This is a genomic window from Fulvivirga kasyanovii, from assembly GCF_009711405.1.
In the GTDB taxonomy this organism is placed as follows: domain Bacteria; phylum Bacteroidota; class Bacteroidia; order Cytophagales; family Cyclobacteriaceae; genus Fulvivirga; species Fulvivirga kasyanovii.
The window spans coordinates 1-21,467 of record NZ_SMLW01000630.1 but is presented as its reverse complement, the minus strand read 5'-3'; the positions used below and the strand labels follow the sequence as shown (position 1 = coordinate 21,467).

Genomic DNA, 21,467 nt, shown 5'->3' with positions numbered 1-21,467 from the left:
GGAGTGAATCATTTATTTAAGGTTTTATTAGTGTGCCTGTTGGCCCAAGGGGTGGCTTCATGTCAGAAAACCAGCAACACGCGTGTTACAAAAAGTTTTAACGATGACTGGTACTTTACACTGGCGGACAGCACAATGAGCGCCAGTGCTATTGGCTATGACCATACATCCTGGCGAAAGTTATCAGTCCCCCATGATTGGAGCATTGAAGGGGAATTCTCCAAAGAGCACCCTGCCACTGAAGGCGGTGGTGCTCTTCCTGGGGGCATAGGCTGGTATAGGAAAGTATTTAAGCTGGATGAGGCAACTAAAGGAAAGAAAATATACCTCCAGTTTGATGGTATCTATATGAACAGCGAGGTATGGATCAATGGACATTATCTGGGGAAAAGGCCGTTCGGGTATATTTCATTTGAGTATGATCTGACCCCTCACCTCAATTATGGGGAAGAACCAAATACAGTAGCTGTAAAAGTAGATAACTCAAAGCAGCCTAACTCCAGGTGGTACTCCGGTAGTGGCATCTATCGAAATACGAGGCTTGTGATAACCAGCCCAATACATGTAGCTCAATGGGGTACTTATGTGAAAGTTCCTGAAATTACCAAAGAAGGAGCCCTGGTTAAAGTGCAGACCACCGTATTGAATACAACGGGCGAGTCTGCAAAGGCCAGTGTCCATACGTCCATAAAGGATAAAGACAATAAAATAGTTGCGGAAGCCACCTCCCCATTGGAATTGTCAGGGAGTGAAGCTGTTCTGGATCAGGAAATTACTGTAAGCACACCTGAACTATGGAGCCTCCATGATCCCAATCTGTATACTGTACTTACCGAGATCAGTTTAAATGGTGAAAAAGTGGATACTTATACCACGTCGCTGGGCATCAGGTCTTTCAGCTTTGATCAGGAAAAAGGATTTATCCTCAACGGAGAACAAGTCAAGATCAAAGGGGTATGTCTGCATCATGATTTAGGGTGCCTTGGAGCTGCCGTAAATACAAGGGCTATTGAGAGGCAACTGGAGATAATGAAGGAAATGGGAGTGAACGCAATCCGGACTTCTCATAATCCGCCGGCACCGGAGCTACTGGCTCTTTGTGATAAAATGGGGCTTTTCGTGATGAACGAAACATTTGATATATGGAGCATGAAAAAATCCCCTTATGATTATGCCCTTTATTGGGATGAATGGCATGTAAGGGATATTAAAGACCATATAAAAAGAGACAGGAACCATCCGGGTATATTCGTATGGAGTATAGGTAATGAAATTGTTGATCAATGGTCCGCAGAAGGTGATACCATTGCCAAAGAACTGGCAGAAATAGTGAGATCATTGGATGACAGGCCCATTACAGCAGCAATGAACCCGCCCAATGAGGGCAACACTATCGCCAAATCCGGCGCACTGGACCTGATAGGGTACAACTATCATCACGGCATGTATGAAGCACATAATGACAAATTTCCCAATACGCCATTTATTGCTACGGAAACCACGTCAGCCCTGGAAACAAGAGGATACTATGATCAAAAGTCAGATACCATCAAGCGTTGGCCAATTCGCTGGGATTTGCCATTTGATGGTGGTAATCCGGATAATACTGTTTCCGCTTATGATCAGGTAAGCGCACCGTGGGGCTCAACGCACGAAGAGACCTGGAAGATCATAAAAAAGCACGATTTCCTTTCCGGGATGTTTATATGGACAGGTTTCGATTATTTGGGTGAGCCTACACCTTATGGATGGCCGTCCCGAAGCTCTTATTTTGGGGTTGTAGATCTGGCTGGCTTCCCTAAAGATGCATACTACATGTATCAAAGCGAATGGACCGATAAAGACGTACTACACATCTTTCCTCACTGGAACTGGACTGGCAGGGACTCCGTGGATGTATGGGCTTACTACAATCATGCGGATGAAGTGGAGCTATTCCTTAATGGTAAATCTTTGGGAACCAAAAGTAAGAACGGCGAAGACCTGCACGTGATGTGGCGGGTAGCTTATGAACCGGGTGTGCTTAAAGCAGTTTCCAGAAAAAGCGGTGAGCCCGTTCTTGAGAAAACAGTGGTAACCGCAGGTGAGCCGGTGGCTGTTAAGTTGTCGCCAGACCGCAGTGAAATTTCAGCCGACGGGAAAGACCTCAGTTTTGTGACAGTAGAGATTCTGGATAAAGAGAATAATACGGTGCCCATTGGCTCTAATGAAATTCAATTTTCCATCGACGGTCCTGGAGAAATTGTGGGGGTAGATAATGGTGATCCCACCAGTCATTTGTCTTTGAAGGGCAATAAAATACAAATATTCAATGGAAAGTGTCTTGTAGTCATCCAGTCAGACCGTCAAGCCGGAGAGATTACCGTTCGAGCTGCTTCAGATGGGTTGAAAAGTGGTGAAATCGTGATAAAATCATTATAGAAATAAAAAGGTAATTAACTAAACAACAATTAAACATACGAAGATGAGTTTTTTAAGGAGATATAAAACGATGTTGATGGTGTGCGTTGGGGTTTTTGCCCAAGAAATGGGCTTTGCTCAATGGCAGAACTCCGGCGTGCTCAACGAGCCGCCCGATGTAAGCGAGGATTTTACAGATGTAAGGAACACCTATTATCTGGCTGACGACCTTACCAGTTTTGACCCGAATACAGGAAAGGGAACTATTCAATTTAAAAGACATAACCTTACTACCAGGCAGGCATTTAACAATATGTTGATGGGGCTGTCACCTGCAGAGGCCAACGAATTTCCTACAACTGAATATGCAGCTTCACCGGAGCATCCGTTTTCAATAGAATTTGTTTCTGCGAAGGCAGTGCGCATAAGACTTACATCAGGGCCTCAGTTTGTAAAAAACGGCGAGTCACTGATGTTGGCTGATGGAAAAGCACCGGTAGATAAAACTTCATGGAAATATGCAAAAGTGGCAGAGGGGCATGAATATACCAGCCAGTTTGGAAGGATCGTGATCACTGAGAAGCCCTGGCACATTTACATTTATGATGCAACTGGTAAACTTCTCACACATACTGTTCATAAAAACGATGTAAAAAATACCTATACACCCGTTACACCTTTTTCTTATGTACGAAAAGCGGAGGATTATTCACGTAGTATGGATGCCGTTTTCAATCTTTCACCAGGAGAAAAGATTTTCGGATGTGGTGAGTCTTTCAAGGCATTTGATAAGAGAGGGCAGAAAGTTACCTTATGGACTGACGATGCAAATGGTGTTCAAAATGAAAGTATGTATAAGCCTATACCTTTCTACATGAGCAGCAGAGGATATGGTGTATTTATGCACCACTCCAGCCCGATAACATGCGACTTTGGTAAATATTTCAACAGTGCCAACAGCATGATGATCGGTGACGATGAACTGGATTTGTTTGTATTCATAGGTACTCCAAAAGAAATCCTTGACGAGTACACCGACCTTACGGGAAAAGCTCCAATGCCTCCATTATGGTCTTTCGGTTTTTGGATGAGCCGTATTACTTACTTCTCAGAAGCAGACGGAAGAAAAGTGGCTGCGAACCTGAGAAAGCACAAAATACCTTCAGATGTGATCCATTTCGATACCGGATGGTTTGGTGTTGACTGGAGATGCGATTATCAATTTGCGACAGATCGTTTTGTTGACGCTCCTAAAATGATCAAAGATCTCAACAAGGATGGTTTCGAGATATGTCTGTGGCAACTGCCATATTTCACACCTCAGAACACCCTTTTCAAGGAGTTGGTGGAAAATGACCTTGTAGTAAGAGACAAAAAAGGCAACATTCCCTATGAAGATGCAGTACTGGATTTCTCCAACCCTGAGACTGTAAAGTGGTACCAAAATAAAATTGGCAACTTGTTGGACGAAGGTGTAGCAGTTATCAAAGTGGACTTTGGTGAGGCTGCCCCTGCTACAGGCATCTATAAGTCTGGGAAAACCGGTTTTTATGAGCACAACTTATTTCCGCTTAGGTATAATAAGGCCGTGGCAGACATAACAAAGGAAAAGACAGGACATAGATTTATATGGGCTAGAAGTGCCTGGGCTGGAAGTCAGCGCTATCCCGTACACTGGGGAGGCGATCCTGCAACCACTAATTCCGCTATGGCTTCAACCCTGAGAGCAGGCCTTTCTTTCGGTTTGTCTGGTTTTTCGTTCTGGTCGCATGATATTGGAGGTTTCGTAACTGCAACACCTGAAAACCTTTACAGAAGATGGACACCATTCGGTATGCTTACATCACACGTAAGAAGCCATGGCGAACCACCAACAGAGCCATGGGAGTTTGGCAAAGACTTTATGGATGCTTTCAGGCTGGCAGATAATATGAGATATCAGCTTATGCCATACATCTATGCGCAGGCAAAACATTCCAGTGAGAATGGTCTTCCGATGGTACGTGCACTATTTGTTGAGTTCCCTGATGATCCCGGCTCATGGCTGGTGGATGATCAGTACCTGTTTGGCTCTGACATACTGGTAGCTCCATTGTTTGAGGATGTAACCAGCCGTGATGTTTATTTGCCAAAAGGAGACTGGATCGATTACCAGACCGGAAAAACTTATAGCGGTGGCTGGCACCATATCGAAGCAGGAAAAATCCCTGTTGTAATGCTGGTAAGGGATGGATCAGTAATCCCTCATATTAAGCTGGCACAGTCAACCAAAGAAATGGACTGGTCTAAACTGGAACTCAAAGTATTTAGCAAAAACAAAGGAGGGGAAGCCAAAGGATATGTATATCTGCCTGGAAAAGAGAAACTGGAGATAGTTACCGTTGGCAAAGATGGAAAAGTAGTTAATGCTGCTTCCTACGGCGTTTCATGGCAGATTAGTGGTTTGTAAACCATTACAATAAAGTCATAGAACCGATGAAAATCAAATACTGGCTGACAGGTTGCATATTCATATGCAGCTTGTCAGCCTTTTGTCAATATAAGTACCCATTCCAAAACCCGGAGCTGCCTGTAGAAGAAAGGATAGATAATGCCCTTTCACTCATGACTCTGGATGAAAAGGTGCAATGCCTTACGACCAATCCTACCGTTAAAAGGCTGGGGATCGAAGGAACACGCCATGTCGAAGGGCTGTATGGGCTGGCCTTGGGAGGCCCGGGGAAGTGGGGGAGAGATAACCCTGTACCAACCACTACTTTACCTCAGGCCATAGGACTTGCTTCTTCCTGGGGCCCATCCGTAATACAAAAAGTGGCTGAAATAGAAAGCATTGAGGCTAGGTATGCCCTTCAAAGCCCCAAATACAAAAGAGGAGGCCTGGTAGTACGGGCACCCAATGCCGACCTGGACAGGGATCCACGCTGGGGCAGGACTGAAGAGTGCTATGGGGAAGATGCCTGGTTCAACGCCCAAATGACAGTGGCATTTATCAAAGGACTACAGGGAGATGATCCCAAGTACTGGCGGACGGCTTCGCTGGTGAAGCACTTTCTTGCCAACAGCAACGAAGACAGCCGGGACAGCTCATCATCAGATTTTGATGCTCGTCTTTTCGGTTAACTGAAGAAATTAAAATTAGACAATAAATTATGTTCGGCTTATTCATTTCAATTTTAAAGAGAACAGCACTCACATGCTTGTTGATGGTTTTGGGACTTCATTCCCTGTTGGCACAAAGTACGTGGTTTGAAGCCCCTGAAAGAGGCATTACAAGCTGGAAGCCTGCTCCAAACTGGGAGCATGGGTTGCTGAGTGGGAATGGTACCACCGGGGCAATTGTTTTTGGTGATCCCCATGAGGAAATCATTATTCTGAGTCATGACCAACTGTATGTGCCTCGGGAGAAGTCTTCTCAATTGATCAATCAGGCTGCACGACTTGATGAAATTCGTGAACTGATCAACAAGGGTCAATATGAAGAGGCGGCGAAAATACCTGTGGAGGTAAGAAAAGAAGCAGGTTATGATGATGATCGTGACCCTTACATGCCGGCCTTTGATCTAAATATTACACAACAACCGGCCAATATTCAACAATATGTAAGGGCTACTGATTTTGAAACCGGAGAAGCCATAACCACCTGGAAAGATGATCTGGGAACTTTTCAGAGAAAGCTATTTGTGTCGAGAACGGACAGTGTGATTGTACTGTCAATTAAATCTGATACTCCGATCAGTTGCAAAATTCAATTCAGCCACAGACCGGTGGAGTGGAACCAGTGGGCATTTGTGGGTGAGCACATAGGTGAAATGACTGCCAAAGCCGAGGGTACATGGCTGACCTACAAAAGTGAATTTAAAAAGAAGTACGAAGGAGGTCTGGAAGGCTATGAAGGTGTTGGGAGGTTAATTTTATCCGGGGGCACGGCAAAGACGGACGGGAGATCAATTGAAATATCGCAGGCCGATGAAGTGCTGCTTTTGATCAAGATCAGGCCCAACTATCATTACGAACAGTCTTTAATTCCTCAAATCAAACAAGAGCTGTCAGCCATAGGAGAGGGCTATGACCAATTGCTTGAGAAGCATAAAACCATACACACCAAAATTTTTAACCGAATGCAACTTAACCTGTCAGCGAAGCCAGAAGACAGGCGCCTGCATGCAGAAGAAATATTGCTGAAAGCCAAGGAAGGTGATGTGCCTCTGGCTTTAATAGAGAAGGTGTTTGATGCGGGTCGATATAATATTTTAAGCAGTACAGGAATGAACCCTCCCAATCTTCAGGGGATATGGAGTGGTACATGGACACCTGCCTGGTCTTCTAGCTTTACCCATGATGGTAACCTTCCGTCAGCCATGTCTGTAGTAATGCCTGGCAATATGCCGGAGCTTATGCAGTCCTACGTGCAGTACCATCAGCGATATCTGGAAGACTATAAAGAAAATGCAGAAAAGCTGTTCGGTACGAGAGGCATTAACCTGCCGGCTCACACCACCACCAAAGGCTGGCCAACAGACTTTAACGAGACCTGGTGCCTTACGCTCTGGACAGGAGGAGCTGCCTGGGCCGCAGACATTATGTATGATTACTACCGCTATACGCTGGACAGAGACTATCTGAAAAGGTATGCCTATCCCTGGCTGAAAGAGGTTGCCTGGTTTTATGAGGACTTCCTGTATGAAGGGCGTGATGGTCAATATGTATTTAACCCTTCATATTCACCGGAAAACAACCCGGCTAATGATGCTTCGCAAGCAGCGCTTAATGCTACTATGGATGTAATGCTGGCCAGGCAAGTGCTACGTAGTGCCATTGAAGCCGGTGAAGTGTTAAAAGAAGATAAAAGCCAGTTAAAGAAGTGGCAGGAAATGCTGGACAAGCTGCCTGAGTATGAAGTAAACCAGGAAGGAGTACTCAGGGAATGGCTCTGGCCAGGATTCGAAGATAATTACCGCCACAGGCACGTTTCTCAGCTCTACAGCCTGTATAACCACAGAGATGCGGACATTATTGAAAATGAGAAGTTAAGAAAAGGAGCAGTTAAGCTGATTGAGAAGAAGTTAGCGTTCAGGAGAGACGAAGGAGGAGGGGAAATGGCATTTGGGCTGGTGCAGTTAGGGCTTAGTGCAGCACACCTGGGAGAGGCAGGGCAGGCAGAAGAAGCCGTGAATTGGCTTAGCAGCCGGTACTGGTCCACCGGATTTGGCTCGTTTCACAATGTTGGAGCCTTACTGAATACTGATATAAGTGGCGGCCTTCCGGCAGTGATCATACATATGCTTGCTTACAATGGAGATAACAATTCAGTTTATTTGCTTCCGGCATTGCCTGAAGATTGGAAAGCAGGGAGCATTACGGGAATATCATTAAGAAACAGAATTACACTTACTGAGCTCAAATGGAATGAGCGTGAAGTGCTTGCCACCCTTGAATCACCCTTAAAGCAGGGAGTAAAAATAAAACTTCCGGATGGAGTAGAGGAAGTTTACCTGTTAAAAGGAGCTAAAGAAATGAAGCTAAAAGTTACCAGCATGGAAGTTAAAGTTGACCTGCCAGCCCAGACCGGAACAAAATTGAGGCTGATAAGGAAAAAGTAATTGACAAAAAAGAGGCCGTTTAAAATGGCCTCTTTTGGTCACTGCTTCTAAGCAGTCTCTCGTACGTTCATTTCTACTACTTCCCAGCCAAGTCTCTCGCAGAGGACTCGGCGCCCATCCGGAGGAACAACACTCACCTGGTACGACTTATTTCTCCGGCTTTACCTCACTGTACCTGCCCATAACATTCATCTCACCCACATAAAAATTAGGATCCACCTTAACCTCAAAATCTGCCGGCAAACCTTCCAGCGTGTTCCAGGTTGTGGTTGGCTCCAGCCATTTTTCCTCACCGTTGATATAGACTTTTACCGGTATATTGAAGCCGTAAACAGCATTGCCCCATCGGTAGAACAGATTGCCGTCCCTTTTTCTGTACTCCAATGTTGGTATTTTGGTGTTTCTCAGGTATTGGTCAAAGAAAGAAGACATATCCCTGCCTACACGCTTGCTCAGGTAGTTTTCAACCTGTTGTGTGGTTACCACCTGATGGTAAAACTCTTTATTTAACCCACGAAGAATGCTCCTCCATTTTTCATCATCATTCACAATTTGTCTTAGCGTATGAAGCATATTGGCCCCTTTGTAGTACATATCACCCGACCCATGGTGGCTGACATTGTAGTGCCCGATTATAGGCCTGTCATTTTGTATGGCCGACCTTGTACCAAGTACATAGGCAGCACTGGCCTCTTTGCCATTATGGTAATTGAGGAAAAGATTTTCTGAATATGCAGTAAATGACTCATGGATCCACATATCGGCAACATCCTTGTCTGTAATGTTGTTGGCAAACCACTCATGACCGGACTCATGGATAATAATAAAGTCAAAAGTAAGTCCCCAACCCGTACCGCTCAGGTCGTTGCCTTTATAGCCGTTTTTGTAACCATTGCCATAAGTAACCGCGCTTTGGTGCTCCATGCCCAGATAGGGCACTTCAACTAATTTATAACCATCTTCATAAAATGGATAGGGGCCAAACCAATGCTCCAGAGCTTGCAATGTGCGTTTGGCGTCCTTAAATTGCTCTTTGGCCTTTTCCAGATTATAGCTTAACACATAATAGTTGCAATCCAGTTTACCCTTCTCCCCATCATAAACTTCGCTAAAGTGTGCATAATCACCGATGCTGATGTTTACGCCATAATTGTTGATTGGATTGTTGACCTCCCAATGATAAGTTTTGGTTTGCTCCTTTTTGTTATGATCTACTTTAATCAGGCGTCCGTTGGATACATCCATCAGGTTTTCGGGTACGGTAACGCTGATTTTCATATTCTCCACCTCATCGTAAGGATGGTCTTTGCACGGCCACCACACACTGGCACCAATTCCCTGGTTGGCATTGGCAATGAAATGATTACCATTCTTGTCCTTTTGCCACGTAAGGCCGCCGTCCCATGGTGGGTTTTTAGCTATTATTGGTGAGCCTTCGAAATGCACCACTACCTCGTTGGCACTGCCTTCGTGCTGCTTCTCAACCAGCTTTACCCAAAATACATTTCCTTCCCTTGTAAAATTAAGCTCTTTATTACTTTGCGTGATTTTCGTGATCTTCATTGGCTCCTGAAGGTCAATCTGCATCACGTTATGGGGCTTAAGTACTTTGTAGCGTATAGTATTTTTGCCACTGATGATTTTGTTTTCAGGGTCAACCTTTACATCAAGATGATAATAAGTAAGGTTCCACCACTCACGTTCAGGAGTAATGGAGCCTTTCAGCGTGTCCTGCCTTGTAAACTTTGCCGTCTCCTGAGCAAACGACATAGTCGATATGAGTATTAAAATGAGGGTATAAAATGCTCCTTTATGCATGATGAAATGTTTTAGTGTGGCTTGAATATACAAAGCCCCATGAATGTGTGCCAGAAGTAAGTTTGAAAAACTTTTGACTGGTATTATATTAGTTTGAAAGGTTGGCGTAAGGCAGGTGATTGTTAAGATAGTATTGGATAGATGAAGCGGCAGGATATAGTAGCCGTTCAATTTCAACAGCTTGTTGATCAGTCTTATAACAGCACGTAGCACTAAAACGGCTACTATAAAAACAGGGCTTTCCCTGTATGGAAAAGTCCTGTTCAGATTTCTAACTCCTTAAAAAGGAGATCAGGGTTGTTGTTTGATTATTGTTTAATCACTTTAAAAGTGTTAGTTGCCTTGTCAGTTACTACCCTGATGATATAGACACCCTTTGCATCTTTGCCCAAGGCCAGACGATTTTCTGCTTTTACAGCATCCTGGTCAATTTTATGCTCCAGCGCTCCTGAAGGACTGTAAATGTAAATACCCGAAACCGACGAAGGTTCGGCAATATAAACAGTGACTTCATCCGGAGATGGGTTAGGGTAAACCAGTACCATGTCGCGACCTGCCTCAGTTGTATTCATGGCATTTGTACCCTGGCGCGCCGCAGAACTTTGTGCTGCCGCAGCCTCAAAGTGTGACCATGGAAATGAACCTTTGTAGTACACGAAATACTGACCATCCACTTTGGCAGGCAGACTGTTAGACCAGGTGTTCGTAAAGTCCTGTCCATTGATCTCTACCTTCTCCATATTCCAGGAATTGATATAGCTTATATCCCCTGATATGCTATAGCAGAATTCACCTGCTCCTTCTTTGGTAAATGGTAATGAAACCGGAGTTGGAGAGTCGCATGTATTCCCACCGCTCTCCTCTTCAAAGGTAGCCGTTACGGTTTTATTGGTAGTCATTACGATGGTAGCCGGGTTAGCCGTGCCACTAAGGTCTCCTGACCAACCGGTGAATACATAGCCAGCAACAGGAAGAGCAGTGAGCGTAACCTCCGTATTGGCATCATAAACCCCGCCTGCCGGACTGAGCTGAATGCTTCCCTGACCATTGATGGAAGTGGAAAGCGTATATTCGTCAGGCGTTGTATCCGTAGTTACTGTTACCTGGCTGCTAGCGGTATAATCACCATCTTCCGTAGTCACTGTAATAGTTGCCGATCCTTCAGCCAAACCGGTTACCAATCCACTAGCACTAACTGAGGCAATGGCAGAATTGCTGGACGACCAGCTTACGGTTTTATTAGTAGCATTGGAAGGAGATACACTGGCCTGCAATTGAGCAGTCTGGTTAAGGTTAAGAGAGACTGCTGTTGGGGTCACACTCACACCGGTTACCGGAATATCACCGGAACCATCCCCGGGAGTTTCACCAAATACAAGTTCACCGTCTACATACATGGGTATGTTGGGAACTTCCTTCAAAGTGCCATCTACACCCTGGAACGACCAGTCATTGGTAGGGTCCCATGCAGATGCCGGAGCCTCATAGGGAAGCCTGATCCGCATTTGAGCCTCTTCTTTTGATTCTCCCTGACCGGCAGGGTATATTTTGATATCAGGATTGAAAGTGACTTCCGCGTAGTAAATATCCTGATTTACATCCCAGGGTAGCAGTTGCGTATGGCTTACCACACTGGAATTATTGGTAGAAACGACATAATCGGAAGCACTGTAACCCGCGGCTATACCCTCAGAGATATTTACAAAAAGCCGGAACTTGATCTCGGACGGTATTCTTGTAGGCCACGCCGTGTGATTAAGAGCCCATACAGCCCACTCTGTATGAGTACTGCCCTGGGCATTGAGCTTGGCTTCAATTAGATATTCCCCTGTAGGAGTTTCCGGAACAGGAAAGTTTGGAAGGGGCGACCCTCCATAGGTTTCTACAAGGGCTGCTAGGGCACCGGAAAATCCGGAGTTATAGTCGCAGGCCACCTCATTATTGATGTAGTTGGAGCGGTCATCTTCATAGGTGTCATCATTATTGGGTCCTCCTACCAATGCACCGTAAAGAATATGGCGGGTCTGCTCCGGAGGGCCATTCTGGTTGTTGGCCCACGCTCCATGTGCCGTACGGTGGTGCGGGTTTTGAGAAGGGTTATTTCCAAAGCCTACAACGTAGCTGCTATTTCGGGGATTGTCACCCAGGGCGTAGTCGATCTGGCTCAGAGCGAAATCGCGGTACTTTTGGGCCTTGGAGGCAGAAGTGGCGTCAGGGGCATAATACAAAGCCAGAAAACTGGTATTCGCGGCATATCGCAGTGCGCCCCAGACATCGAGGTAAGCCAGTCCACCCGGTGTATAATTGATCCTTTGGCCATTGTATCCGTCAGTCCAGTAATCAAGGTGCCTTTCTACATCTGCTTTATACTGTGCTTTACCAGTGAGCTTGGCTAATAATGCATAGCACCCATAAGACTTGTCATCCCAGGCAAGCCCCCATTTGTATGATTTTATAGTGCTCTGAGGCTCGGTACTTAGGTTGGCATAGTAGTTCTCAGCCTTGGCCAGGTAGGCGGCATCTCCTGTAGCACGATACAGCCAGATGGCTCCCCAGACGAGTTCGTCATTATAACCACTGAAAGATCGGTAATAGCCTGCTGCATCCGTAATGGATTCTGAGTATATCCCTCTGTAGTTATCAGCGAAATTGTATAGTTGTATGGCGTGTTCCAACAAGGTAGCACTGTATGCCGGGTCATCATCCTGAAATACTATGCTGGCCGCTGCCATGGCTGCTGCGGTTTCTCCTGCCAGGTCTGAGCCGGGTTGAGATGCATCGATTTTGTAAGCAGGCCTTTCCATAGGCATGATTTCGGCAGAACCCCACCAGGCATGGTCGAGGCCACCGTTACCCACTTGCCCCCATAGCTCATTGGGAGCAGTATGGCATTTGATAAAATAATCGTTGACCCACCTCAGGTTCCTTTTGATGTATGGCATCTGTCCGGCGGTTACATAGCCACTTTCAAAATCAATGGCACCCCACGCCAATGCGGTGGCAGAAAAAGCCATGGGGAAATTGAACTTAACGTGGTCACCGGCATCGTACCAGCCACCCGTTAAATCGTGGCCTACGTCTGCGCCATCATCAAGGGCAGAGTTGCCCCGCCAGTTTACCCGGTTGTCAGGCAGCAATTCGCCTGACTCCTGGCACTCATAGAAGAACATCGACTTCTGTAATGCTTCGGCATAATTATAATCCTGAGCATTTGATTGGAAAATATACGCTACCAGCAGCAAGAGCGTAATAATGCCGGTACGTATGTTACTTACATTGATCATAGAATAAGGTTTATAGTTGAAAATTATCTGATAATGAAATTAGGAGCTTTGCCTGTCAGCAACTTCGACTATAATATCAATTCCATGTACTCATGTCCCGGTATAATTATTGTCTCATGACTGGGACTATTGTAGCATCGTGCTGCCCGGATTTTTTTAAGCTGATCAATGGCTGTTCAGGTATTCTGACGGAGGACAGGAGTACATTTCTTTAAAACATTTGGTGAAATAACCCGGGTCGCTGAAGCCCACTTCATAGGCTACCTCTGAGATACTCAAGTCCTGTGTTTTCAGGAGTTTGCTGGCTTTTTTGAGACGAATATTCCTGATAAGAATACTCACGGAAAGCCCCGTAAGTCCCTTGACTTTCTTGTAAAGCTGCGACCGGCTTAAATTCATCTTGTCCGCAAGCTTTTCGGGACTGAAACCTTCATCAGCTATATGCTCATGAATGGTTTTGACCAGTTCCTGGAAGAAGCCTTTGTCCTGCAGGCTTTGTGGGACTATATCCAGCGGTTCAAAATCAGGATCGTGGTTCAGCTTATCTTTTAATGGCTGTTTTAAGGCAAGAACATTTTTGATCCTGGCTTTGAGCAGGAGCACATCAAAGGGTTTGCTGATGTAGTCACTGGCTCCGGTTTGAAATCCTTCCAGTTCATTTTCGCTTGAGGCCCGTGAGGTAAGTAATATCACTGGCAGGTGACTGGTGGAGGTATTGCTTTTGATTTTGTGACAAAGCTCCAGGCCATTCATGCACGGCAACATTACATCTGCAATGATCAGGTCGGGGTTTAATTCTGCAGCTAATTTAAGTGCGTTTTCTGCTGAATCGGTTTCATATACCAGGTATTCATGCCTTAGCTGCATTTTTACATATTTTCTCAGGTCATCATTGTCTTCAACCAACAGCAAGGTCGGTCGGCCGGAAACCGGTTCACTCTTAGCTATCTCTCCATTTTTCCAGGATATTTCCTCGTTAAATATTCCCCTGGTACACTGGTCCGAACCCTGCTGCCTTACAATTTCCCCGGGGGCAAATCTTTCCTGCGACACTGGGATCCATATTGTGAATTTACTGCCTTCGCCCTGTTGGCTCTGCACCTCTATGGCACCGTAATGATGCTCAACCAATTGTTTTGTAAGCGCCAGCCCGATGCCAGATCCTGACCTGTGGTTTTGGGCTTTAAAGAACTTTTCAAATATTTTAGCCTGGTGTTCCTTTGCAATTCCCGGGCCGTTGTCAGCTACAGTCAATTTGATAAACTGGCATTGAATGGAAGGTGTTTTAATATGATCAGGACATTCCGGGTTGTTTTGGTCAGTCAGTAACACTTGCAATGAAACCCGGCCGGTTTTTTGGGTGAATTTAAGGGCATTAGACAGCAGGTTGGTTATGGCTTTTTCAAGAATATCAGCATCAAAAAATGCATATTCAGATTCTTTATTGCAGGAAAATCGCAGCTCTATTTCACGGAGGCTTGCAGAGAAAGAAAAGGTTTCAATAATTGACTGGCAAAACTCTACTACATCATGCCTGTCTGTAGCAAGCCTGACCTGGCCGGAGTCGATAGCCGATATATCCAGCACCTGGTTGACAAGCTTTAATAATTTTTGCGCATTTGACCTTAGGATCTTAAAGTGATTATCCTGCTCCGCATCTGACATCCCGCTCCTTTGGGTTAGTAGTCTGTTGATAGGATCCAGGATCAGGGTTAACGGCGTGCGGAATTCATGCGATATACTCGTGAAAAAATTAAGCTTCATCATGTCAATTTCATGGGCCTTTTTCATCGCCATTTTTTGTAGCTCCACCTTGTTTTTAAATCTTTCTTTGGCAACAGCTACCTGTTTGTAGTAGTATATCAGTGCCAGAAATATGGCTCCGTAGAGCAGGTATGCAGGTATGGTTTGCCAAACCGGATGAAGGACCGTTACTTTCAGGGACCTTACATTTTTGTGCCAGCCTCCGTTGCCGGAAGCGGCCATTACCTTAAAAGTATATTCTCCCGGGTCCAGGTTGGTATAAGTAGCCTCCTTTTTGTTCCCTATGTAGTTCCATTGATTATCGAAACCCTCTAGCATGTAGGCATATTGAATTTTTTCCGGGTTTTTGAATTCCAGTCCAGAGAATACAAATGTGACCATGTTCTGATCATGCTTTAGTCGAAGGTGGTCGGTTTGATCCAGGGTATTTTTTAGAGGAGCCTGGCCTGGTTTTACAGGGCTGTTAAACAGGTTTAGCCCTGTAAGCTTGATGTTGATAGCTGATGAATCTTCTTCGATCTGATCAGGCTGAAAGAGGGTAAGGCCATTAATGCCCCCAAAATAAAAGGTCCCTGATGGGCCTTTGCTACATGCACCGGGGAAAAATTCGTTGGATTGTAAGCCATCGAGAATATCATAGTTGGTAAATGAACCTTTACCGGGATCAAATTTGGACAGGCCATGGTTTGTGCTTATCCATAATTGGCTCTGCGCATCTTCCAGTATGCCATGGATGGTGTTGTTGGGCAGGCCATCTTTGCAAAATAGGGTGGAGAACCTCGAGGTTTCCCTGTTGAACAGGTTAAGCCCGTTATCAGTACCTATCCATAAATTACCCTGGGTGTCTTCCAAAATGGCCCTGACATTGTTGTGGCTCAGGTTCCTGTTCTCTTTGGTGTAGCTTTTGAAATGACTGGTTCCGTGCATTAAGACACTTATACCAAACACGCTGCCAACCCATACATTTTGGTCACTGTCTATATAAAGTGTGTATACCCAGTCATTGGACAAAGAGTTTTGCCAGTCGAGATAATCGGCTTTATAACTTTTGAAAATGTTTTTTTTCCGGTCAAATGCACTTACACCCTGGCCATGAACGGCTATCCAAAGCGTACCATCGTCAGCTTCTGCAATAGCCCTCACATCATTGCCACTGATGGTTTTAGGATTCGCAGGATCATGTTTGTAGGTTGTGAAACTGTTACTTGCGGGATCAAACATTTGCAGGCCACCTTCGTAGGTACCTACCCAGATGTTTCCTTTACTGTCTTCAAATATTTCGAATACCGTACCCTTTCCCAGGCTGCCGGGTACTCCGGGAACATGTGCCATGTGGGTGACTTCTTTACTCACCGGGTTGTAAATATCCAGGCCCATGGCATAATAGCCTACCCAGATATTCCCTTTGCTATCCTCAAGTACACTGGACACGCTGGTTTTTGAGAGTGATCCGGGGGCTTCAGGATAATGCTTGAGGTGAGTAAAGGGGATATTACCCAAAGTCAGGTTAATGCCACCTTGCGTACTGCCTATCCAAATGTCGTTGTGCTTGTCTTCGAAAATAGCCTTTACTGCCGTGGAGGAAAGGCTGTACTTGTCATTTTCCTGGTGTTGATAGCGGTAAAACTTCTTCTGGGCCTTATCGTACCTGCACAGGCCATAGCCATCACCAACCCAAAGCGTACCACGGCTGTCGACTTTTATGGACTCTATATTTGAGGAGGTACCGGGTAGCTCATAATATGTAAATTGATTTGACGGAAGTTGCAACCAGCACAAGCTGCCGTCCCTTGACCCTACCCACAAACCCCCATCATCCAGGGTCAGGCTTGAAATCTCATTGCTACAAATGCCGTACGGGTCTTTGGCGTTATACCGGTAAGTGCTTAACCGGCTTGTTTTGGGGTTGAAGTAGCCCAGGCCGTCTTTGTCATAGCCAATCCATAGATTGCCTATACTATCAGCCTCAAGCACCCTTATATGGTCGGCCGTAGCTTTCAGCCCCGAGTATTTGAGGATGCTGACCTTATAGCTTTCCAGTTGCTCATCGGTAAGTTGCCCTTCAAGAGCTCTGAACAAGGCCCTTTCATTTTGAAATTCCTCCCCAATCAACCCGGAAACCCCCTGAATAACCTGAGAAGGTACTTCTTTGCTCCTCAGGCTGTCAATAGTCTGCTGAAAGATACTTACCGTTATTTCATGAAAGTAGCGATGGAAGTTGTCTTGCTTGCGGTCATACCGGTTCAGCCCCATGATCGTGCCTACCCAGAGGTTTTTATCCGCATCCTCCGTGATACTGGTGATATAGTGATTGCTGAGTGTGGAAGGATCGTGTATTTCTGACCGGTAATTATGAAATGTTCCGGTTTTTGCATCGTATACACTCAGACCATTGTTTTGTGTGCCTATCCATAGTTTTCCTTCATGATCTACAAATAATGTACTTATGTAATTATCACTCAAAGAAAGTGAATCGTCAGGGTCATTTCGGAAGGTATTGAAGGAGTGCCCGTCGAAGCGGTTTAAGCCATCAGCAGTACCAATCCATAAATAGCCATCAGGAGTTTGAGCAAAACAGGTGGATTTGCTGCTGGATAAACCCGATTCACTGTTGAACCTTTTGAACTTTAATTCTTTATGCTGACCGGCACAGACTTGTATACCAAAATATAAATAGAAGGCCGCTAACAATAATTTTTTCAGATGCATATTTCATTGTTATTTGCCAACCAAGAGTATATACAATATACTAATTCATGCGACAGATGTGCAAAGGAGCCGGTTATCAGGGTCGTTATGTTATGTACCTTATGGGCTGAAAAATGTAGAAATAGGTACTAATTGTTGAAAATTGGGAAGTAGCTTTCAACGCAGGTGCATTATTTAATCATATGAAAAGGAGGTGTCCTTTTCAGGGAATACTGCCGACCAGAACAGCAGTCCCTCAAAATGCGCAATGATATGAATGGCTTCTGAATGGGCCTTTTGTTCGTTGTAAAACAGCTCTTTTACCATCTTATCCTCGATTATCCTCACCAGCCGGGAGTAAAACCCCCTGATCTGCTCCTTAAAAACCGGCACCTGGTGATAAGCCTCAAAGAATAATGAAAAATACCTGGAAGTACCTTTATCTGTAAGTTCTCCGATTTGTTTTACGAAGTTTTTATAAAATGCTGCCATGGCTGCTTTTGTTTCTTGCAGAGATAAACCTTCAAGTTCCTGCCAGTTTATTTCATCAATATATTTCAGAAAATAGCTGTTGATGACTGAGTCATAGATATCTTCCTTGTTTTTGAAATAATGATAAAATGCACCCTTCGACATTCCGGAGGCCTCAACCATTTGAGCCATTGAGGTGGCCCGGTAGCCATGGTTGAGGAATAGCTTGAGAGCAGTTGCTATGATATGTTCTTTGGTATTTTTCAATAGATAAAAGTTGGCTCAAAGATAATGAAAGTGGAGCCAATAACTATTTACCCTCCATAACACTCTTTATGCCCTTGAGGAACATATCCATAGAGTAGAAGCCAACTACCTTATCGCGCAGGGCGGCCAATAAAGGAGATTTAATAAACATCAGTTTGCCCAGGAACCGTGAATCTGACTGTGCCTTTTCTACCCGGCCCTTTTGTCTTTCTTCATAAAGTTTGAGCGCGTAAGAAATATGGTCATGATCAGCACGCGACAATTCATCGTCAAGTGCGGCGGCCGAGTCCATAGCCATGGAAGCACCGATACCCGCAGTAGGCAGGAAGCCTGTAGCTGCATCTCCTAGCAAAGCTACATTGCCCTTGCACCACGTCTTGGTACGGCAGTCGTGAAAGTCCCAGAAGAACATTTCTTCACTGGTATCAAAAGCATCCAGGGCTGCAGATGCTTCTGGTGATATTTTGGAGAGACTCTTCCGTGCCTGTTTAGCCAATTTTCGAGGGCCGATTTTTGTGATGGCTTTCGTATCTCCACCCAGAAAAACACCTATTTTATCTTTGACGGGGTACAACCCCATGAACTTGCCGGGCATCCAGTATTCTTTATATTCACCCTCCAGCGTAGGCATGGCATCTATCCAGGTTACCCATCCACCCCAGCGGGTTTCATAATATTTGTATTCATGCCTGCCAAGCAGGAGGTCACGTGTGGATGAATGCAGTCCGTCAGCAATCACTACCAGGTCATAAGCGCTTTCCGATCCATCGTTAAAAGTTACCTGAGGCCTTTTGTTGGAATAATATATCGACTTGACAGTAGTATTAAAGTGTATAGGAGATTTGACCGCTGATAAAAGTATATTCATAAACTCAGGCCTGCTTATGCCTTGGTAGTCCCCATATTCAGTGGTGATCTGATCGGTAGGGAAAGAGTTTACAGCTTCGCCTTTCTGGTTGTGGAGGGTGTAGTTATGCACGCTTACACTATGCTCCAGGTAAGTCTGTCGTAAATTGAGTGTGTTCAGCACACGGCCACCCAATGGTAACATCCCCAGCATGTACCCGGAGTGGTTAAAGCTGTGTTCATCCTCTTTTTCGATGATTACCGGCCGTTCCCCTCTCTGCTCAAGCAAAGCCGCTAACGTAAGCCCTGCAATACCGGCTCCCACAATTAACGTTTTGAATTTTCCTTTTTCCTGATTCTCAGTAGGCGTAGTTATATTTTCTTTCATGAGATGCTAAATTTTATTAATAAAAAAAACCGACCGTCCGGTATGTAAAATTACAGAATTAAATTGTAATGGAAGAAAATACCAGGCTAAAAACCTGGGGAACAAGAGGATCGGCAATAAAAACCAGCTACCCATTGCTGTTAACAGTGGTCTGTTAAGCGCAGAGACGAAGCGTTAGTGTCTTCCTGAAATTCCTCCTGATCCTGAAGAAAATGCTGTTGCTAAAATTTAAAAACCAAAGAAAGTAAGCGCTGCCCAGATAAGCGCAATGGATACGATGCCCGACAGTACAAGTACGATGGCTTTTCGTCTTATATCAGCCTGTCTTAGCTCAACCATTTTATCGTTGATCCGCCGGAGCTGTGCCGGAGTGGCTTTTTTAAAGACCCATTTTTGCTTGTTTCCTGATGAAGAGTAGAAGGAGTTCTTTCTTTTTTCGAAACCTGACCCACTATTCATCATTGCCCTGTTTTGTTTCAGGGATTTGTTCATTGCATCAAGTGCTCCACCGCCGCCCATAGACAAATATATTTTAGTAAGACAAAAAAACTGTTTGAGGCAAATGTTGAAATTGGCCTGACTTCTAATATAAAGAATATGAATAATTTATAGTTAAAAAATTGATATTTTTTGATTGCTATATTCTGTCCGGAAATAGAATGATTTTGCGGAGGAGGAGAAGGCGAGGTTAACTAAAGCAATGTTATCTTATATTTGCGGATGCCATTTTTAAGACTCACCCATGTGTCCAGAAAATACCCCGGACAAAATCTTGCTGCTGTAGATGATGTTTCGCTTGACCTGCAAGAAGGAGGGATACTTTCTATAGTGGGTGAAAATGGATCTGGGAAAACAACATTGCTTAAGATCATAGGTGGTTTCGAAGATGTGGATGCGGGGGAAGTAAGGCTGGCTGACGAAGTAGTTACAGGCCCCTCGCACAACCTTGTGCCCGGGCACCCTGATATCAAGATGCTGGCGCAGGACCTCAGGCTAATGCCTAAACATACCATTCTGGAAAACATTGGCTATAACCTACGCGGATACGTTCATGAGTTTCAAAATGAAAGGCTGAATTACCTCGTCGACCTTTTCAGGCTACAAGGGCTGGAGCATAAGAGACCTGTACAGCTATCAGGAGGGCAACAGCAGCGGGCTGCACTGGCCAGAGCTTTGGCGGAAGAGCCTGCACTGCTCTTGCTCGATGAGCCATTCAGCAGCCTCGATATCATGCTCAAAGATGAAATACGGCATAAAGTGATCAGGCAGGCCCGTAAGGATGGAGACACTTTGATATTCGTTACCCATGAGGTGAAAGATGCCCTGTCCCTTTCCGATCAGATTGCTGTTATGCGGGCCGGCAAAATTGTACAGATGGATGAACCTCAGGTGGTTTATGAAAAGCCAAAAGATGAATATGTCGCTTATCTCTTTGGTAATGTCAACGTCTTGGCTCCTGACGATCTTTTTAAGGCATTTCCGGATCTAAGAAATAACAATTCCCTCCATCAGCATACAAAAGCCAGTTTCCGTCCCGGCAAGGTTTGCATATGTGAGTCACAAACCAAAACGGGGCAGGGGGTAGTCACCAGTTCTGCTTATTTAGGTGACACTTACGAACTCGAGATAGAAGCAGGCGGTATCCCCCTCAAAGTAAACTCAAAAGAATATTACCGCCCCGGCGACAAACTCTGCCTCCGTATCGATCCTGATCACATCCACTTTCTCGAAGGATGAAATGCGGTATATCTCTCTGTACTTCTTCGAAGACCTTGCGGTTAACTTTATTTTGGTAAGACAAATTTGTTAGTTCCACAGCTAACAGGGCTAAACTGCGGCTTTACTAAACTTTCAGAAGTTTGGTAAAGTTGAACAGTTCAGAAGTACTGACAACAGTAATACTTCCAAACTGAAGAAATTACATCCCTTCAGGGTTTTCAT

General features: G+C 44.9%; 11 protein-coding genes. 5 read left to right on the top strand and 6 right to left on the bottom strand.

Going from position 1 to position 21,467, the window contains the following annotated elements; translation table 11 throughout:
* Positions 1–3 precede the first annotated feature (3 nt).
* From galB to E1163_RS21295, 4 genes are read left to right on the top strand one after another with little or no spacing between them, the layout of a single operon-like run.
* Positions 4–2,421 (top strand): beta-galactosidase GalB, encoded by a 2,418-nt coding sequence (gene galB / locus E1163_RS21310; RefSeq protein ID WP_221418056.1) that lies wholly within the window; start codon positions 4–6, stop codon positions 2,419–2,421.
* A gap of 43 nt (positions 2,422–2,464) precedes the next feature.
* Positions 2,465–4,849, top strand: coding sequence for a glycoside hydrolase family 31 protein (locus E1163_RS21305; RefSeq protein WP_155174491.1), 2,385 nt, complete (start codon positions 2,465–2,467; stop codon positions 4,847–4,849).
* Positions 4,850–4,875: 26 nt separating this feature from the next.
* Positions 4,876–5,520, top strand: a complete 645-nt coding sequence (locus E1163_RS21300) for a glycoside hydrolase family 3 N-terminal domain-containing protein (protein WP_155174490.1) — start codon at positions 4,876–4,878, stop codon at positions 5,518–5,520.
* Positions 5,521–5,549: 29 nt separating this feature from the next.
* Positions 5,550–8,000: a glycosyl hydrolase family 95 catalytic domain-containing protein gene (locus E1163_RS21295; protein ID WP_155174489.1), complete on the top strand. Its 2,451-nt coding sequence runs from the start codon at positions 5,550–5,552 to the stop codon at positions 7,998–8,000.
* A 147-nt stretch (positions 8,001–8,147) separates the two neighbouring features.
* On the opposite strand, the gene E1163_RS21290 is transcribed toward E1163_RS21295, so the two are convergent.
* The 6 genes from E1163_RS21290 to E1163_RS21265 form a co-directional block, all read right to left on the bottom strand.
* The gene (locus tag E1163_RS21290; protein WP_155174488.1) at positions 8,148–9,818 is read right to left on the bottom strand and encodes a M1 family metallopeptidase; all 1,671 of its coding nucleotides are present in this window, start codon (positions 9,816–9,818) and stop codon (positions 8,148–8,150) included.
* 308 nt (positions 9,819–10,126) lie between these two features.
* Positions 10,127–13,102 carry a glycoside hydrolase family 9 protein gene (locus E1163_RS21285; protein ID WP_155174487.1) on the bottom strand — a complete coding sequence of 992 codons (2,976 nt, stop codon included), beginning with the start codon at positions 13,100–13,102 and terminating at the stop codon, positions 10,127–10,129.
* Positions 13,103–13,267: 165 nt separating this feature from the next.
* Complete coding sequence (locus E1163_RS21280) at positions 13,268–17,575, bottom strand: two-component regulator propeller domain-containing protein (RefSeq protein WP_155174486.1); 4,308 nt, start codon at positions 17,573–17,575, stop codon at positions 13,268–13,270.
* Between the two features lie 174 nt (positions 17,576–17,749).
* Positions 17,750–18,292: a TetR/AcrR family transcriptional regulator gene (locus E1163_RS21275; protein WP_155174485.1), complete on the bottom strand. Its 543-nt coding sequence runs from the start codon at positions 18,290–18,292 to the stop codon at positions 17,750–17,752.
* A gap of 43 nt (positions 18,293–18,335) precedes the next feature.
* Positions 18,336–19,526 (bottom strand): FAD-dependent oxidoreductase, encoded by a 1,191-nt coding sequence (locus tag E1163_RS21270; RefSeq protein WP_155174484.1) that lies wholly within the window; start codon positions 19,524–19,526, stop codon positions 18,336–18,338.
* A gap of 228 nt (positions 19,527–19,754) precedes the next feature.
* Entirely contained in the window at positions 19,755–20,045 is a 291-nt protein-coding gene (locus E1163_RS21265; RefSeq protein ID WP_155174483.1) for a hypothetical protein, read from the bottom strand.
* Between the two features lie 225 nt (positions 20,046–20,270).
* Between E1163_RS21265 and E1163_RS21260 the strand changes: the two genes are divergently transcribed.
* Positions 20,271–21,263, top strand: coding sequence for an ABC transporter ATP-binding protein (locus E1163_RS21260; protein ID WP_221418055.1), 993 nt, complete (start codon positions 20,271–20,273; stop codon positions 21,261–21,263).
* Positions 21,264–21,467 lie beyond the last annotated feature (204 nt).

Coding starts and splice junctions, on each gene's coding strand:
- E1163_RS21280 (WP_155174486.1), bottom strand. CDS start 17,575: ATGCATCTGAAAAAATTATTGTTAGCGGCCTTCTATTTATATTTTGGT.
- E1163_RS21290 (WP_155174488.1), bottom strand. CDS start 9,818: ATGCATAAAGGAGCATTTTATACCCTCATTTTAATACTCATATCGACT.
- E1163_RS21300 (WP_155174490.1), top strand. CDS start 4,876: ATGAAAATCAAATACTGGCTGACAGGTTGCATATTCATATGCAGCTTG.
- E1163_RS21295 (WP_155174489.1), top strand. CDS start 5,550: ATGTTCGGCTTATTCATTTCAATTTTAAAGAGAACAGCACTCACATGC.
- E1163_RS21285 (WP_155174487.1), bottom strand. CDS start 13,102: ATGATCAATGTAAGTAACATACGTACCGGCATTATTACGCTCTTGCTG.
- E1163_RS21305 (WP_155174491.1), top strand. CDS start 2,465: ATGAGTTTTTTAAGGAGATATAAAACGATGTTGATGGTGTGCGTTGGG.
- E1163_RS21270 (WP_155174484.1), bottom strand. CDS start 19,526: ATGAAAGAAAATATAACTACGCCTACTGAGAATCAGGAAAAAGGAAAA.
- E1163_RS21265 (WP_155174483.1), bottom strand. CDS start 20,045: ATGGGCGGCGGTGGAGCACTTGATGCAATGAACAAATCCCTGAAACAA.